We start from the raw sequence: 15,546 nt of genomic DNA, 5'->3' as shown, positions 1-15,546 counted from the left end.
CATGCATATGTTAACCAGTTGGTTTATTCGTAATCCGGTTGCAGCAAACCTTGTAATGGGGTTGATTCTGATTGCCGGATGGCTAACCGCGACCTCTATACGCATAGAAGGGTTCCCGAAACTGCCGGCAGATACTCTTCAGATCGACACTCCTTTTACGGATGCTTATGCCGGACAGGTAGACGAACAAATCACACAACGCATAGAGAAAGCGATAGAGGGAGTGGCTGGGATCAAAAAGGTACAGGCGGTGTCCATGGAGGGACTTTCCAGTATCTCGGTGCAAAAGCAGCCTGGATACGACCTGGATCGATTGGCGACGGATGTTCGTACCCGGCTGGACAGCATATATGGTCTCCCAGCCAAGGCTGAGAAACCGGTGATCACCCGAAATGACTTTGACCTGCCGGCTCAGATCGTTCAGCTCTATGGCAATACCGACCCGGCAACCATTCAGCGGTTGGGAAGACGGGTCCGGGAGGCGCTGCTGGCGAAACCCGAAATCTCCAAAATCAAGACCTGGGGTGAACGACAGGCAGAAATCAATGTCGAGATTAATCCGGAAAAGCTTCAGGAGTTTCAACTTACTCTGTATGAGGTGGCCGCGAAGATCCAGCAAGCCTCGCTGACCTTCAAAGCCGGTGAACTTAAAACAGTTGGAGGCAACATTCGCCTGAGGGCTGATGACCAGGCCTATCATGCGAAAGAATTTGCGGCGATCAGCATCAAGGTCAGGGCGGATGGCAGCAGAATACTGCTGAGCGATCTGGCAAGCGTCGTGGATGGGTTTGAAAACAGCGATTCTCTGGTGAGGTTTAACGGGCAACCGGCCATTGGCATGGAGGTTCAGATCGGTCGTAAGGAAAATCTGCTCGAAATAGCCGAAGTGATCAAGACTACCATTGAGGAACTTCAACCCATTCTGCCCCCGGAGGTCAGATTGGTATCCTGGGCCGATAGTAGCCGCTATATCTCTGAGCGGTTACAGCTGTTGAAAAGTAACGCAGTCCAGGGCCTGTTATTGGTATTCCTCCTCCTGGCTTTGTTTCTTAATCTCAAGCTGGCTTTTTGGGTGGCAATGGGCGTGCCGATTTCAGTGGCAGGCGCGATGGCGATCATGGGAAGCGATTGGGTGGGATATTCCCTTAATGACATCACAACGTTCGGGCTAATCATTGCTCTTGGCATATTGGTTGATGACGCGGTTGTCGTTGGGGAAAGTGTCTTTGAGGAACGCCGCAAAATTGCAGATCCCATTAAAGGGACTGAGGTCGGGGTTGGAAAGGTTGCCACTGCGACGATATTTGGGGTAATGACGACGGTCGCGGCATTCTTTCCGATGATGTTAATTGATAATGCCCTTGGCAAAGTGTTGGCCGGCTTTTCCGGTGTGGTCATTATGGCTTTGATGCTGTCCTTGTTTGAGAGCAAGTTCATCCTGCCCGCTCATCTGGCGGGTATCAGGATATCCCATGAAGGGAAATCAGGTAGCTTATGGAGTCGTGTCCAATCAGGGGCGCAAAGACTGCTGAACGGTTTCAATCATCGAATCTACGGTCCGGTGCTTGAATTCGCCATCAAACGGCGATATTCGGTCTTGGTCCTGTTTATTTCCATGGCTACGCTGGGCCTGGGATTCATGGAGTCCGGGCAGGTGAGGATGGTGTTTTTCCCGGAAATTCCCGGTCAGACGATCACGGTGAGGATGGAAATGGACCCTCGGGCACCGCATCGACTGACCGTTGCAAATGCTGACCGGATTGAAGCCGCAGGAGTGGCGCTTAACAATGAATTGGCGAGCCGGTATGCGCTTGAAAGCAATCCGATCAAACATTTTCTGGTGGCAGTGAACGATAGTGAGTCTGTCGATATCTATGCTGAACTGGCGTTGCCTGAAGACAGGCCTGGAATCGCAACGCTTGATATCATGAGGCAGTGGCAGTCTGCAGTGGGAACCCTTGAAGGCACCACCGAACTCACCTTTAACGCATCCGAAGAAACGGGGGGAGGCTTCGCCATCCAGCTATTCAGTAAAGATGAGGCTTCCCTCATATCAGCAAGTAATGAATTGCGGGACTATTTACTGGCGTTTGACGGAGTCAGTAACCTGCGGGATGACCTGAAACAAGGAAAACCACAGCTGTACCTGAAGCTTAAGCCGGAAGCGATTCACTTGGGGTTTACCAATGAAATACTGGCCAGCCAAATCGGCGCGCGATTTGGCGGAATGGAAGTTCAGCGGCTCTACCGCGACGGTCAGGAAGTCAAAGTGATGATCAAGGACGGCTTGGAGTACCGGGATACTGTCGCAGATCTGCTGGATGCAAGAGTTCTCAACGATAAAGGACAGTGGTTTCCAGTGATGTCGGTGGCGAGCATCGAATCTTCCTATGCGACGGACTATATCTCAAGAAGAGACGGAGAGAGAGTCAATACCTTGCGTGCTGCGCTCGATAAGTCTTTGGTTTCACCCTCTGAGTTAGGGGCTGCGCTGTTTGAGAATATCGTACCTCAACTCAAGCAGAGATATCCGTTGGTCAAAATTACGACCTCCGGAGAGCTCGAGGAAATCGGCAATATTCGGGGAGGATTGATCAAGGCACTGATCTTCACCTGTGTGCTGATCTATGCACTGCTTGCCATTCCCCTGAAATCCTACTGGCAGCCATTCGTTATCATGTCGGTGATTCCTTTCGGTTTTATCGGGGCGGCGATGGGGCATTTAATCATGGATGTACCGTTGAGCATTCTGTCGTTTTTTGGAATGCTGGCATTGGCCGGTGTCGTGGTGAACGACTCCCTGGTGATGATGACCCGATATAACCAGGCCAGAGAGGAGGGAGAGACCGTTCACAAGGCTCTGCAGCTTGCGGGTCTGGGCCGGTTTCAGGCGATATTTCTGACCACTGTCACCACCGTTGCAGGTTTATCACCGCTTATGATGGAGACATCAGAGCAGGCTCAATATCTGATTCCCGCCGCTATTTCTCTGGCCTATGGGGAAATCTTTGCGACGGCCATCACACTGATTTTGATTCCGCTGTTAATTGCCATAAGCCATGATCTGGCAACGCTGTTCAGGCGTCAAAACGTAGATGCCAAACCGCAAGCCTGTGATATTGAAGGTTAGGGCCTTTTCGAGCAGAGGAGGTTAAGCAGGGTGGAGGAGAACAGGTGGTGAAAGACTACCTGGGAACCAAGCCCTCCAATCTAATCCTTTCAGCAGTCTGGAGTAGGCTGTATATCATTTCGTCTATAACCCGTTGTCTATAAAGCTTGGGGCATTTACCCGATACCTTTCATTCCTGCCATGCGACAAACTAATCGCAGCTTTTTTAATCAACCTTAAAGGGATGTGGAATGAAAAAAACAATCGGGCCGATCCTCACCTGCGCCCTGACACTATTGCCGAATTTAGTGCTAAATCTGGCACACGCTGATGATCAGTACGCGCCAATATCTGACGATCAGTTTATATACAGCTATCAGGAAATGTTGAATTTTGATGTGGAGGCGTACCTGCAGGAACATGCTCCCCATCTGGCAGACAAAGCCGAAATCATTACCCACTGGGCCGGTTACTCCACCGTTAGCCCTAAAGTTCTGTTGACCATGATCGAAATGAAAACCGGTCTGCTCAGCCAAAACAAAGCCGCGTTCATGATGGCTCCTATGGGGGATTTGTCCTCTGAATCCGGATTTAGCGAACAGGTGGAAGACATCGCCTCAACCCTGGCGACCTCTTACTATCAGTCCATTGATCAGGAACAAAGTAACCTGTCTTTCGCGGGCGAAGGGTTTGCTGCGCAATCGCTTTCGACAGAGCTGAGAAATGACACCGATGGCGACCTGGACAAATTCCAGGAAGTTTACCACCGTCTTTTTCCGGAAACTCAGGAAGATCATCAGTTCCAATCATTCGATGGTGCTCCAAGCACAGGACGATTTGCAGCTTATTCCCAGAGCCTGGTGCCTCCAGCCAATATGTTTCAGCTCCCATATCCAGTTGGGGAGTACTGGTATTTCGGTGGTGCTCACACCTATACGGGCAGTGGAAGCTATCCGCTATCGTCGCTAGATTTTAACAATGGCGGCTATTGGGGGTCGGATACCTCAAACAAATGGGCGGTCGCTGCAGCAGGCGGTACCGCGATTCGTCACTCGTCCTGTTTTGTGGAAGTACTGCATGAAGGCGGCTGGTCAACCACCTACTATCATCTGGACAACATACAGTTCAGCAACCGTCAGAGTGTGTCCCGTAATCAGAAGCTGGCCAACTACGCCAACAACCGTTCACAGGCATTGTGTGATGGTGGCAGTTCTACCGGGCCTCACCAGCACTTCAGCCTGAAATATAATGGCAGCTATTATCATCTCGACGGTGTCTCCCTTTCCGGTTATCAGGTGAAAACCGGCCGCAACAGTTATGACAGCGACTGTAACTACTTCTGGCTCAGCAAGGACGGTGCAAAGCATTGTTCAGGCCGATCTTTGTATAACTCAGGAACCTCAGGATCTTCTGATCCAACGGACCCGACTGATCCGGATCCCGACAACGGCGACGATAAGGAATTGAACGATGGAGACGTTATCCGCAATCTCTCAGCCCGCAAGGGAAATGCAGAATACTATGTCATGGATGTTCCTGCAGGAGCACGCAACCTGTACTTCAGGATTACCGGTGGATCGGGTGATATGGACATGCATATCAAAAGGGGAAGCCGTCCAACATTAAGCAGCTATGACTGCCGTCCTTATAAAACTACCCAGGAGGAGGTCTGCTACTATCAGGCACCGCAGGCAGGGCGTTACTACGTTATGCTGCACGCATTCTCCAATTATTCAGGTATCACTCTGGATGCCGGGTACGACGGCGGCCAGAACACCAACCGGGAGATGTCCAATGGACAGGTGTACCGAAACCTTTCCGGCAATCAGGATGAGAAAGCCAACTTTTATGTTCGGGTACCGTCAGGAGCGACCAATCTGCGCATTGAAATGTCAGGCGGTCAGGGAGATGCGGACATGCATGTCATGTATAATTCCCAGCCGACTTTGAACAATTATCACTGTCGCCCGTACAAAACCACCCAGACGGAAACTTGTTTTTACAGCAGGCCTTATGCCGGTACTTATTACATCATGCTGAACGCCTTCAAACCGTATTCCGGTGTCCAGCTGGTGGCTCGCTACAACACCAGCTACTGGGGACGCAACCGAGAGGTGACGGTCAACCTGGGACAAATGGCTGAAGAGCGCTAGCCAGCGGGAATAGGCGTCAGCAGAAGAGACGCCAACCTGTCTCAGTTCATAAGGCCCTTCCCGAATCGGGAAAGGGCCTTTTTTATATAGGGACAGCGCCTTTTTCTATATCTGGATAGGGCTCTTTTCTATAAATGAAACTTACTTACCACCTCAGAGAGATGCTTGCTCATGGTCGCAAGCTGTTGGCTCGACTGGTTAACAAGGTTGATGTCATCTGCCAGGAGCTCTATTGCATCGCTGGTCTGGGTGACATTCCGGGTTGTTTCCTCTGCGGTAGCCCGCTGTTCCTCCGTGGCACTGGCAATATGGGTCGCCATACCGGAAATGTTAAAGACAGCGCTTATCACATTGGTTAATGCCGCACCGGCCGAGGCCGCTTCCTGGCGGCTGATATCAGCCCGCTTCTGGGATTCACTCATGGCGTTAACAGCATCATCCGACCCCTTTCTCAGCGAGTAGACGATATTTTCAATTTCTCCGGTGGACACCTGTACCCGCTGTGCCAGTCCGCGGACTTCATCTGCGACGACAGCGAATCCGCGTCCGGCTTCACCTGCCCGGGCTGCCTCGATGGCAGCATTCAGCGCCAGGAGGTTGGTTTGCTCAGCAACACTTCGTATGACATCCAGCACCCGTCCGATATCATCAGACCGGGCTTTCAACTGAGTAACAGTATCGGACGCGGAATCAATCTGGGATACGAGTTCTGCCACCACTTCAATGGTGCGGGAGACTGTTTTCTGCCCCTGTTCAGCAATGCTGGAAGCTTCGGACGCCTCGGATGCTGTACGGTGAGTGCTTTCCGCCATCTCTTGACACGTGGACACCATTTCCTGCATGGCAACGGATACCTGCTCGGTTTTTTCCCGCTGGGCGTTTGAGTTCTGCTCGGTACGGAAAGTCACTTCACCCAGCCTGGAAGATTGCTCAGCCAGCTCCGTGGATGACTCCACTACACGTGTGATGACATTCTCAAGGGTTTCCAGAAATTCGTTGACGGCATCGATAAAATCGCCCACTTCGTCAGGGCGGCCTTTGCTGAGTCGGGTAGAGAGGACACCCTCGTTATTGGCAATGTCTTTCAGGTATTTGAGCATCTCCGACCGGGACCGCGCTACGGGGCGGCTGACGAACCGGGCCATCAGGATGGAAATCGATAACCCGATGACTAACGAGATGACAAACGCCCCAATGATCATCTTCATGGAGGCAGCTGATGCTTCATCCGCCTGAATGGCAATGTCCTCCATGGCTTTGAAAACACTGGACTCAAGATCTTGTGCGAGAGACGCAATTCTAGGACCCAGAACATCCAGTGTATTGGCTTTCGCCTCTGCAACCACACTCTGGCTGGCGATCAGGTTTTCGACCTTTTCTCCAAACAGAGTCAGGTCGTTTACGGCCTTGGCAATGTCGTCCCGGGTATTGGATGACGAAGCACGGAGATTAACGATTTTTCCATTTCTTTGCAGTTTCTGGAGAAGTTCCAACAAGGTATTTTTGGAAGTTTCATCGCGGTTGGTGAAGTAGCGCTGAAGATTGATTCTCATCTCCATGGTTTGATTCTGCAGCTGTTTAACAGCCTGGGCGAGGCGTTTTTCGTCTGCATCCAGAGCAATATCAAAGGACACTCCCAGTACCTGGGTGGCGCGTGGGCCGAGGACATCGAGATCCTGTTCCTTGATGGTGCGGACGTTGCGGTTGGCAGGGACCACTTCCAGCATGAATATCTGGTGATAGTTACGAGCGGCGTTTTCGATGTCGTTCACCAGCTTGGCCTGTTCTGGTTCGGTGAAAGTCTCACGCGCTTTACCAATATTCTCCATGAAGCGCTTTTGCAGGTTTTCATATTCTGGCACCAGTTCTTCATTACCGGTTCTGAGATAGTCGTTGACCAATAGCCTCATTCGATAAATATTGACCAGTGTCTGAGTGGCTATGGCTGTGTCTGGTGCCAGGTCGGTGGCGACCTTTTTGATATTGGCATCCAGATGATCCAATTGCTTGACGGCGAGAACGATCACCAAAGCAAATAGCAGCAGAACAGCAATGGGGGCAGACAATACTTTACCTGCAATTCCCAGTTTTCTTTCTATGCTGGACATCTAACGCTCCCGGAATCTTATTTTTGTTAATCATTCTGCGGGATGACATCTGGCGACATCCCACAACCTCTTTCTATTTCATCAGCAAGAGTTAGACCAAAGTCGTAAGTCGTCCTATTTCTTCATAAATTCAGACCATTACAGGTTGAGGATGTTGCAAGTCATCATTCTTATGTGTGGAATACCGCCTCCCTGGCAAACCGAATTGGGTGGAAATCCGCACAAATTGCAAGGCGCAGTCGATAACGTTACGTTTCAATCACCGATAACGCTTCTTCATAGAAAAGTTGCAGATTGAAAACTTACATTTCCCGGAAAAACAAATAACTATCAAGACCTCCTGGAATCTCGCACGTAGCGTGAAATACTTTAAGAGAATGAAGTACAGATCTTGTAAATAGTGGACGAGTTGGAAAATGGGCAGGGATATCAGTGACACAACGGGATTTTCCTGCCAAAACCAAATGGATCTTCGACAATCCAATCCTTGGTGAGAATTCGAGGATTTCTGAAGACTATGGGAAAGCGGCAATCCATTGAGTTTGGCCGGTTTTCATAGGCTCAGGGAATATCCTGACTATAAAGGAATACTTATTATGTCCAGCCTTCAGAAAGAATTCCCAGTCATCAGTTCCGATATTGAAAGCAGCCTGGGGGTTCCCCCCCAAGATCATCCATCCCAAGATCATCCATTGATTGACCAGCTCATCCAGGAGTGTCAGGCGATGGCAAAGTATATTCTTGCCAACGGACTGAGTGTGGAATGCGCATTGGTCGCCCGTTTGGCTCTGGCCACTGATCAAAAGAAAGCGGTCTCTGAAACTCAGGTAGAAGAGCTCGTCAATATCCATCTGGCGTTGTCCAAAGTAGTATCTCCTTCAACACCCAAAGCAATACTGATGCTTGAATCAGAGGATAACGAGCGTAGCTGGACCTACATACTCGGACCGGTTCCGTTGATCCGGCGGCTGACCGTTATTGCTATTTTCTTTTTATTAACTCTGTTGGGGGTATCCATGAGCGGCTCTGTCAATCTGACAGAACTCAATGCGGGTCTGCTTGCGTCAGAGGGAAGAGTTCTGGTGCTCAATCAGGTTTTTATTCTTTCTTGCGCGGGCCTGGGAGCCTCATTCTTTGCTCTATTTCAGGCTAATAGTTATATAGCAAAAGCCACCTATGATCCGCGCTTTGATTCCGATTATTGGACTCGGATTATTCTGGGCATGATAGCCGGTATTATCATTGTGGAACTCCTGCCAAGCACGATCTTCAATCAAGGAAGTATGGCGGAGTTCGGGAAACCTGCTCTTGCAATGTTGAGTGGATTCTCAGTAACGGTGGTGTATCGCATTCTGCAGCGTCTGGTAGAGACAATGGAGACAGTCGTCAGAGGAAGAGATCGGGACAGCAAAGATAGGGGAGTTGATCCGGGATATGACCCAAACTCCCGTGAGAAGCGCGGGTAGCATTCGGCTACCATTCGGATAGCATTCGGCTTGTGAAAGGGGAAAGGGGGGGACAAAGCCAGTCCGGAGACTGGCTTTGGAGTTAAAAGAAACTGCCTTTGGAATAGAAAGCCTCAGGCGTTTGTCACTTTCAAGAACACTTCGCGGAATTTTCCGTGCTCGCCGTTATCGAACTTCTTGGCTGCATCAAGTAAGCCGTTCACCATCTTGTCGCTGGAGTGAAACAGGTAGCTCTGCTTGCCAATATATTCGGCGGAGAAGGTTTTTAATGTGTCTACATATTTCACGCCGCGGTCGAATTCGTATTGGGAGATGACGTATCCGTTGCTTCGGAACATATCAAGGAAATGCATTTTGTCTCCGCAGATTCCCGTGTTCAGGGTGAGGGCAGGGATCAGTGGAGACTTGTCCGCATAGCTTTCAAACCAGTCCTTGAAGCGGATGGGGTTCTGATGCACTCCGCGGGTTTTGCCGGAACCGACATAGACAGCCCAATGAGCTCTGGCCTCCTTACAGAAGTGCCGTATGTGGGCCACTTCGCGCAAGCGCAGGATAAAGAGCGTGACAGTTTCAAGGAGAGTGAACACCAGGTTCATGGCGGCACCGCTGATACCTCCAATGATGAAGGTTGATGCGGAAAAGGCCCCCTTTAAAACCTCATAAAGACCGGCACCGATACCTTTGCACATTTGAGTACGCAGAGAGTCGCAGATAACCTGAGGATGTCCTTCCAGAATATTCACGCCACGCCCACGCCACCAGGTGGTGACAGCTGTCACTGCCGCATCGGTACCGTTGACCAGCCCCTTGAACACATCCAGGCTGCCTGAAAGGTAGGGACCGGCGGATGCCGCAAATTTCCACACGATAGCTTTAACGGCTGTTTTGATGGCCGTTGCAGATAGCGCTACTTTGTCACTGAACTTGGCTTTCAGTGCATCAATAAGCTTGCTGATGTAGTCACCAATCCAATGCATTGCCTTAAAGAATACATTCTGGCTGCTTCCGGATTCGGCCAGATAGCCGGATCCTTCCACTGCCTGAATCACTTTTTCGCCCGGTAACATAACGTATCCCATGTTGATACGCTTTGATGTCAGGTTCTGAGCGGCAGCGGTATGGCCGGATTTGGTCAGGATTTCAGAATGCATACGCATACCGGCAGAGGCGATATTGATCGCTCCGGAGGTGAAAGCACTGAATACTGTGTCGTGAATGTGGGTGTGGGACCAAAGATAAACTGCACCCAATCGGGCATGATCCAGATCCTGACGATATTGTTTTTTGAGATCCTGGAGTTCCGGTCCCTGACCGGCCAGTCTCTTAGAGAGTTCTTCAACCGCACCATGCCGGTTACGGATACTGCTGCGCCACTCAGTGTTAGCGCCTTTACTTTTTTTCCACTCTTCAAGCTTTTGCTTGAGCTTCCACCTTGCTGCACCTCCCCCGGGGGATTGTTCATACGATCTTATATGACTGTCCAGCTGTTTGAGTAAGCGGCTACGGGGTTTCCCCGTCACAGCGGTCCGCTTCATCCATTCGTCGTACGAAATTAAATCGCTAGGCATTTCTAATTCTCCTTATTTGATGCTGAATGCGCGATAACGTCCTTTACTGAGAGGTTCGGCTCCAGATAAAGGCGTTTATTCTTTGAGACGGTCGAAGTCAGGAAGTGATTTGAGTCCTCCTCCAGGACGTGGGTTTGATCCTTAGAACCGGCAAGCTAGCAAAATAATTTTTAGGCGAATACTAAGTAATTGTCTCTCGTCTTAAAGGACTAGTCCGCGTCTTGGGTGTTTGAAATTTTGATCAGAAGTCGTTCAAATCAGGAAGAAGTATAAAAGTCAATAAGTTAGGTAACCTGGGGTGATGCAGGTTAAGGCTTGATCAAAAAACTGACTTCGGAGCGGCGGTCTATATAACTTCCGAGTATCGTGGTAATTGCTGACAGATTTCGAAGTGCACGATTAACTAACTCTACGCCTGAGAGGCCTTTGCACAAATAAGACAACTCTCTGTCATATTTTGAAGACTGATTGAACTAGAAGTTAACAGCCTGCGGGAAAAGTAGATGAAAACACTGCCAAGGAAAACGGAGATCAGGCAGAAAGCCGCCAGGGATATGAGCGTTTCATTGCTTCCATAATTCTTTACTGCGTGACTGGTTTTGAGCAGACCGTAAATCGTCCAGGGTTGTCTCCCTACTTCAGCCACACACCATCCTGAAATAGTAGCGATCAATCCGGCTGGAGTCAGGTACACCGCGCAGGTGAGGAACCGGGAGGAAAAATGAGATGATTTCCAGAGGGAATAGCATCCCCATATACCCAACGACAGAATCAGGAAACCAAGCGCAAGCATCACTCTGAAAGCATAGAACACTGGCAGAACGGGAGGTCTGTGCTGGACAGGGAAGTCGCTTAGGCCCTGAATCTGGCCCTCGGGAGAATGTGTTAGCAACACACTGGCCAGATAAGGAACTTCGATCGCGAAGTTATTACGTTCAGTCGTCGCATCCGGAATTGCGAACAAGGTAAAGGGAACTTGTTTCCCGGTATGCCATACGGCTTCAATGGCAGCAAGTTTGGCGGGTTGATATTTTTTGATATTCAGTCCGTGAAGATCTCCGGATACCAACTGAAGCACCGATGTAACAAGGATCACCTTAACGCATAGCCGGATATTGCCAGAGGCCTCAGCTTCATTCAGTTTTTTCAGTCGAAAGGCGCTGACTCCTGCGATAAAACAGGCAGTACTGATCCAGCCGGCGAGAACCATGTGCAGAAGGCGAAATAGGAAAGACGGGTTAAAGATAACCTCATAGAGGTTATCCAGCATCATGACATTGTTCTGAAAAATGTATCCGCTGGGGGTCTGCATCCAGGAGTTTCGGATCAATATCAGACATACCCCCAGGTAGATCCCGAGCGTTACAATCGATGTGGAAATAAAGTGTGCACGAGGGCTGAGTTTCTGGCGGCCAAACACCATCGGGCCAATGAATCCACCCTCAAAAATCAGTCCTACAAACAGCTCAGCCTTTCTTATTCCTCCCAGTACATTTCCTGCTTCCCTATACAGGCCCCCGGCTGAGGTATCCAATTGCAACGACAGTAATACACCGGAGAATACAGCCATACAGAAAACAAGGAAAAACCACCGTACCCAGTAATCATAGATTCGTCCGAAATGGACACTGTTGGGGATGTTTTTATACGTTCCCGGCCTGATACATCGGATATTTAAATAAAGTAACCAGGCTGACAAACCGATCAACAACGCCGGAAAAACAATATGAAAACAGGCGGTTAAAGCAAACTGAATGCGAGTGAGTAGTATGTAGTCCATAGTGTGCAGTGGTTAGTAGAGTAGTGATTCAAGGGCAAATCTCCATGTATAGACCACTGCACTGATACATGAGATCGATAAGATGTAATAGCTGTGATGATTGGCGTTGAGATATACCGATATCCTGACCGGTAATGAATCCTTTGCATGCATCCTTTTGCGAAAATAAATATTCTTCATTGAATTGAGTTCCTTTTCGCTTATTCCCAGTCGGATGACTTCCCATAATTGAGAGGTCATCGCTTTAACTGGAGTATATCGCCTCCTAAAAAATTCCAATGTAATGATTTGTTTTGGGTGTGTAAGGAGCGACTATATCTATGAAAAAGGCTATGTCTGGGCGCAACTTTATGAAATGGCTCGTTTTAGCAAAACTTCGCCGGTTAGGCTGGATTCGTCATCGGGATAGGAAACACGGCAAGGTCTTTATAGGAACTGAGGAAGTAATTCACTCCAGTTTGTTGGTCTCTGGTAGATACATTTCTTTATCTGCTTAAAACAATGAAACGAATTCATGTGAAGTATTGGCAGAAATGGCTTATCAAGCGTTAAGAAGCTATCTAATCTTATTTCAGCAATGCTGAAAAACAGGTGATAGGTTATACGTCAGGGACTTGAGCGTGCGCGTTGCTAGGGGCGGCTCCTTCGACTAGTCTTAGAAAAGGTTTAGTTGATTATCTCTCAGGTATTTCTCCAAATAGATGGAAGAACTTCTTTCAGCATCAATAGTGAATCTCAGCAATATTGCCCGGGACGTCAGTATTAGGGACATCGCCCCAAGAGCAGATGCGGTGGATTCCAATGCCGAATGGCCGAGCCATTCGATGCAAGCCCTTGCTGAGGCAGGGCTACTGGGTCTGCATGTCCCCAAACGACTGGGTGGTCATGAACAAGGGTTACTGGCGCTGGCCGTGATCGGCGAAACCATTGCCGAGAGCTGTGCCTCATCGTCCTTATGCTTCGCGATGCATTGTGTCGGAACGGCAGTCATCTCAGCTAAGGCGACCGCCTACCATGAAGAAAAGTACTTAAAGCCAATCGCAGAAAACAAACACATTACAACGCTAGCCCTGTCTGAGCGTGGTACCGGTGCTCATTTCTATTTACCCCAGACAAAACTGCTTCTTGAAAACGATGAATTTATCGTTAATGGATGTAAGCAGTTCGTGACTAACGGCGAACATGCCGATTCTTATGTGATCTCTACCATGGCAAGTGACCAGAGTGCCGCAGAGGGTGAGTTCAACTGTCTGCTGGTGGACAGTGGTACGCAAGGAATCGAATGGATGAGTCCCTGGCAGGGACTGGGCATGCGCGGAAATGCTTCGAGAGCAATGAACCTTAAAGACGTTCATGTGCCGGCGGAGAACCTTTTAGGTAAGGAAGGGGATCAGATCTGGTATACGTTTGAAGTCGTTGCGCCGTATTTCCTCATTGCAATGGCGGGCACCTATGTGGGCGTCGCCAAGCGGGCATTGGACATAGCCATACAGCATCTCAAGGGACGTCGATATGAACATTCCGGAGAATTGTTGGCCGATATCCCCACAATGCAGTATCGCATTGCCGAGATGAGTATTGCAGTCGAGAGAACCAGGGGCTTGCTTTACAAAGCCGCCTACAAGGGAGATATAGGGGATCCGCAGGCGACGGTGAATATTCTGATGGCCAAGGCGGATGCCGCGGATCTGGCAGTCAGGATTACCAATGAAGCAATGACCTGTTGTGGGGGTATGGCTTATCGCGACGATAGTGAATTGTCACGTCTATTGAGAGATGCACGAGCCAGTCATGTGATGTCTCCAACAACTGACTTGTTAAAGACCTGGACTGGAAGGCTTATGCTGGATCTACCCATTATTTGAGCAAACGTCTATTTACCAAAGACAAGTTAATCCAAGAACTAATTAACCCTACGACAATTCAACCCAGCTACAGCTTGAGAATAATCCGCAAATATGGCCGAAACTGCATTGTACATAGACAGCACGGAATCCAAAAACAACTACCTGGGGAGATTTGAGGAGGTTGTCAGAGAGCAGGGGGCGGCATTACTGGAATTTGACGATATAGATGAAATGCTGAGGTGCCTGCGGCAACCCGATCTGAATGGCAGCACTCCCTGTCTTACCCTGATAGGGACTGACCTGGGAAACCCCATTCAGACAGCCAGAAAGATTAGAAGCGTGATACCGGAAATGCATTTTGTCTTTCTTGAAACGACGGACAATCTCCTGCTGAAACAGGAACTTCAGTCGCCGGTTTCCGGTGTGGGAAATCACTGGGAAATATTGAAAGTGACTTCCGACTATTTCTCCTCAATGTTGTCCAGGTCTCTGGGAGCGGCGATAAAAAGAAAGAAGTTCAAAACCACGATTGTCGGCCTGCAGAACAAAATACTGGTTTCCGAAAAGCCCAAAGTCTCAGAGTTGCAGCGCTACTCGGTGTCGCTAAGATTCCTTTCTAACCTGTTTGAATATGCACATGACGCCATTATTGCGACGACCTGCGAGGGCACCATCGTCAAGTGGAATAATGCGGCGCAGTCACTGTTTGGCCTATCTGTCGATACGGCAGTGGGGCGATCGATATTTAAGATTGCAGGAGGCAATTGGTCACAGGAGCTCAAGGGACTTGTCAATCTATTGCTCAAGGGTGATAGCGAGCATATGGAAAAGGAAGTGGAATTTTCACGGCCTGAGGAACAGACGGTTTATGTGAACCTGATGCTCTCCGTGATACGTGGAAACGAAAATGAAGCGATTGGACTTTCAGCGACCATCCGCGACATTACCGAGCAGAAGATTGCGCAGAAGGTTCTTGATGACATGCGGAGAAACCTGGAAAGGATGTCCTACGAGGACGGTCTTACCGGAGTGGCTAACCGACGCATGTTTGACGTCACTCTCGAAAAGGAGTGGCGCAGGATGCGCCGCAACCGGCTACCGCTGTCATTAATCCTGATCGATATCGACTACTTTAAGGCATACAACGATCTATACGGGCACCAAAAAGGCGACAAATGCCTGAAGCTGGTTGCCCAGGCATTAATGGGTTGTGTTTCCCGGTCGTCCGACTTGGTTGCTCGATATGGCGGAGAAGAGTTTGCAATATTGCTTCCGGACATTGAGCTGGATGAGGCCAAAGAAATCGCCGCCAGGTGTTGCCTGGAGGTCCGGGAATTAAATCTACTGCATGAAGCCTCCAAAGCGGAACGGCATATCACTATCAGCGCGGGTCTAACCTGTGTCGTCCCCAATGAGGAAAGGTATAAAGACTTCGTCAGCATGGCAGATCGCTTGTTGTATCAGGCGAAGAAGATGGGGAGAAACAGGGTATGTAGTGAATAAGCCTCGCTAGTT

The 15,546-nt window shown here is 49.4% G+C and carries 8 protein-coding genes; 5 read left to right on the top strand and 3 right to left on the bottom strand.

Annotated elements, in window-relative coordinates; translation table 11 throughout:
* The first annotated feature begins 1 nt into the window (after position 1).
* Both BTA51_RS29395 and BTA51_RS29390 read left to right on the top strand, forming a co-directional pair.
* Entirely contained in the window at positions 2 to 3,130 is a 3,129-nt protein-coding gene (locus BTA51_RS29395) for an efflux RND transporter permease subunit (protein WP_094712571.1), read from the top strand.
* Between the two features lie 230 nt (positions 3,131 to 3,360).
* Positions 3,361 to 5,262, top strand: coding sequence for a pre-peptidase C-terminal domain-containing protein (locus BTA51_RS29390; protein WP_094712570.1), 1,902 nt, complete (start codon positions 3,361 to 3,363; stop codon positions 5,260 to 5,262).
* A 128-nt stretch (positions 5,263 to 5,390) separates the two neighbouring features.
* Here BTA51_RS29390 and BTA51_RS29385 read toward each other — a convergent pair whose 3' ends face one another.
* On the bottom strand, positions 5,391 to 7,370 hold the full coding sequence (locus BTA51_RS29385) for a methyl-accepting chemotaxis protein (protein ID WP_094712569.1): 1,980 nt from the start codon (positions 7,368 to 7,370) through the stop codon (positions 5,391 to 5,393).
* A gap of 596 nt (positions 7,371 to 7,966) precedes the next feature.
* Here BTA51_RS29385 and BTA51_RS29380 point away from each other — a divergent pair.
* Positions 7,967 to 8,836 (top strand): hypothetical protein, encoded by an 870-nt coding sequence (locus tag BTA51_RS29380; RefSeq protein WP_094712568.1) that lies wholly within the window; start codon positions 7,967 to 7,969, stop codon positions 8,834 to 8,836.
* A gap of 113 nt (positions 8,837 to 8,949) precedes the next feature.
* Here the strand turns inward: BTA51_RS29380 and BTA51_RS29375 are convergent, their stop codons facing one another.
* Together BTA51_RS29375 and BTA51_RS29370 are read right to left on the bottom strand one after the other, a co-directional pair.
* Positions 8,950 to 10,404, bottom strand: a complete 1,455-nt coding sequence (locus BTA51_RS29375) for a hypothetical protein (protein WP_094712567.1) — start codon at positions 10,402 to 10,404, stop codon at positions 8,950 to 8,952.
* Between the two features lie 409 nt (positions 10,405 to 10,813).
* Complete coding sequence (locus BTA51_RS29370) at positions 10,814 to 12,184, bottom strand: cytochrome ubiquinol oxidase subunit I (RefSeq protein WP_094712566.1); 1,371 nt, start codon at positions 12,182 to 12,184, stop codon at positions 10,814 to 10,816.
* Between the two features lie 701 nt (positions 12,185 to 12,885).
* Between BTA51_RS29370 and BTA51_RS29360 the strand changes: the two genes are divergently transcribed.
* Positions 12,886 to 14,049, top strand: coding sequence for an acyl-CoA dehydrogenase family protein (locus tag BTA51_RS29360; protein WP_094712564.1), 1,164 nt, complete (start codon positions 12,886 to 12,888; stop codon positions 14,047 to 14,049).
* A gap of 93 nt (positions 14,050 to 14,142) precedes the next feature.
* On the top strand, positions 14,143 to 15,534 hold the full coding sequence (locus BTA51_RS29355) for a sensor domain-containing diguanylate cyclase (protein ID WP_094712563.1): 1,392 nt from the start codon (positions 14,143 to 14,145) through the stop codon (positions 15,532 to 15,534).
* The last annotated feature ends 12 nt before the right edge of the window (positions 15,535 to 15,546 follow it).

Origin of the sequence: Hahella sp. CCB-MM4, from assembly GCF_002260525.1 — a bacterium.
In the GTDB taxonomy this organism is placed as follows: Bacteria; Pseudomonadota; Gammaproteobacteria; order Pseudomonadales; family Oleiphilaceae; genus Hahella.
This window is presented reverse-complemented; position numbering and strand designations above follow the sequence as displayed.

What these genes read in the sequence shown, in the direction of transcription:
- BTA51_RS29390 (WP_094712570.1), top strand. Translation starts at nt 3,361, where the DNA reads ATGAAAAAAACAATCGGGCCGATCCTCACCTGCGCCCTGACACTATTG.
- BTA51_RS29355 (WP_094712563.1), top strand. Translation starts at nt 14,143, where the DNA reads ATGGCCGAAACTGCATTGTACATAGACAGCACGGAATCCAAAAACAAC.
- BTA51_RS29375 (WP_094712567.1), bottom strand. Translation starts at nt 10,404, where the DNA reads ATGCCTAGCGATTTAATTTCGTACGACGAATGGATGAAGCGGACCGCT.
- BTA51_RS29380 (WP_094712568.1), top strand. Translation starts at nt 7,967, where the DNA reads ATGTCCAGCCTTCAGAAAGAATTCCCAGTCATCAGTTCCGATATTGAA.
- BTA51_RS29360 (WP_094712564.1), top strand. Translation starts at nt 12,886, where the DNA reads ATGGAAGAACTTCTTTCAGCATCAATAGTGAATCTCAGCAATATTGCC.
- BTA51_RS29385 (WP_094712569.1), bottom strand. Translation starts at nt 7,370, where the DNA reads ATGTCCAGCATAGAAAGAAAACTGGGAATTGCAGGTAAAGTATTGTCT.
- BTA51_RS29395 (WP_094712571.1), top strand. Translation starts at nt 2, where the DNA reads ATGCATATGTTAACCAGTTGGTTTATTCGTAATCCGGTTGCAGCAAAC.
- BTA51_RS29370 (WP_094712566.1), bottom strand. Translation starts at nt 12,184, where the DNA reads ATGGACTACATACTACTCACTCGCATTCAGTTTGCTTTAACCGCCTGT.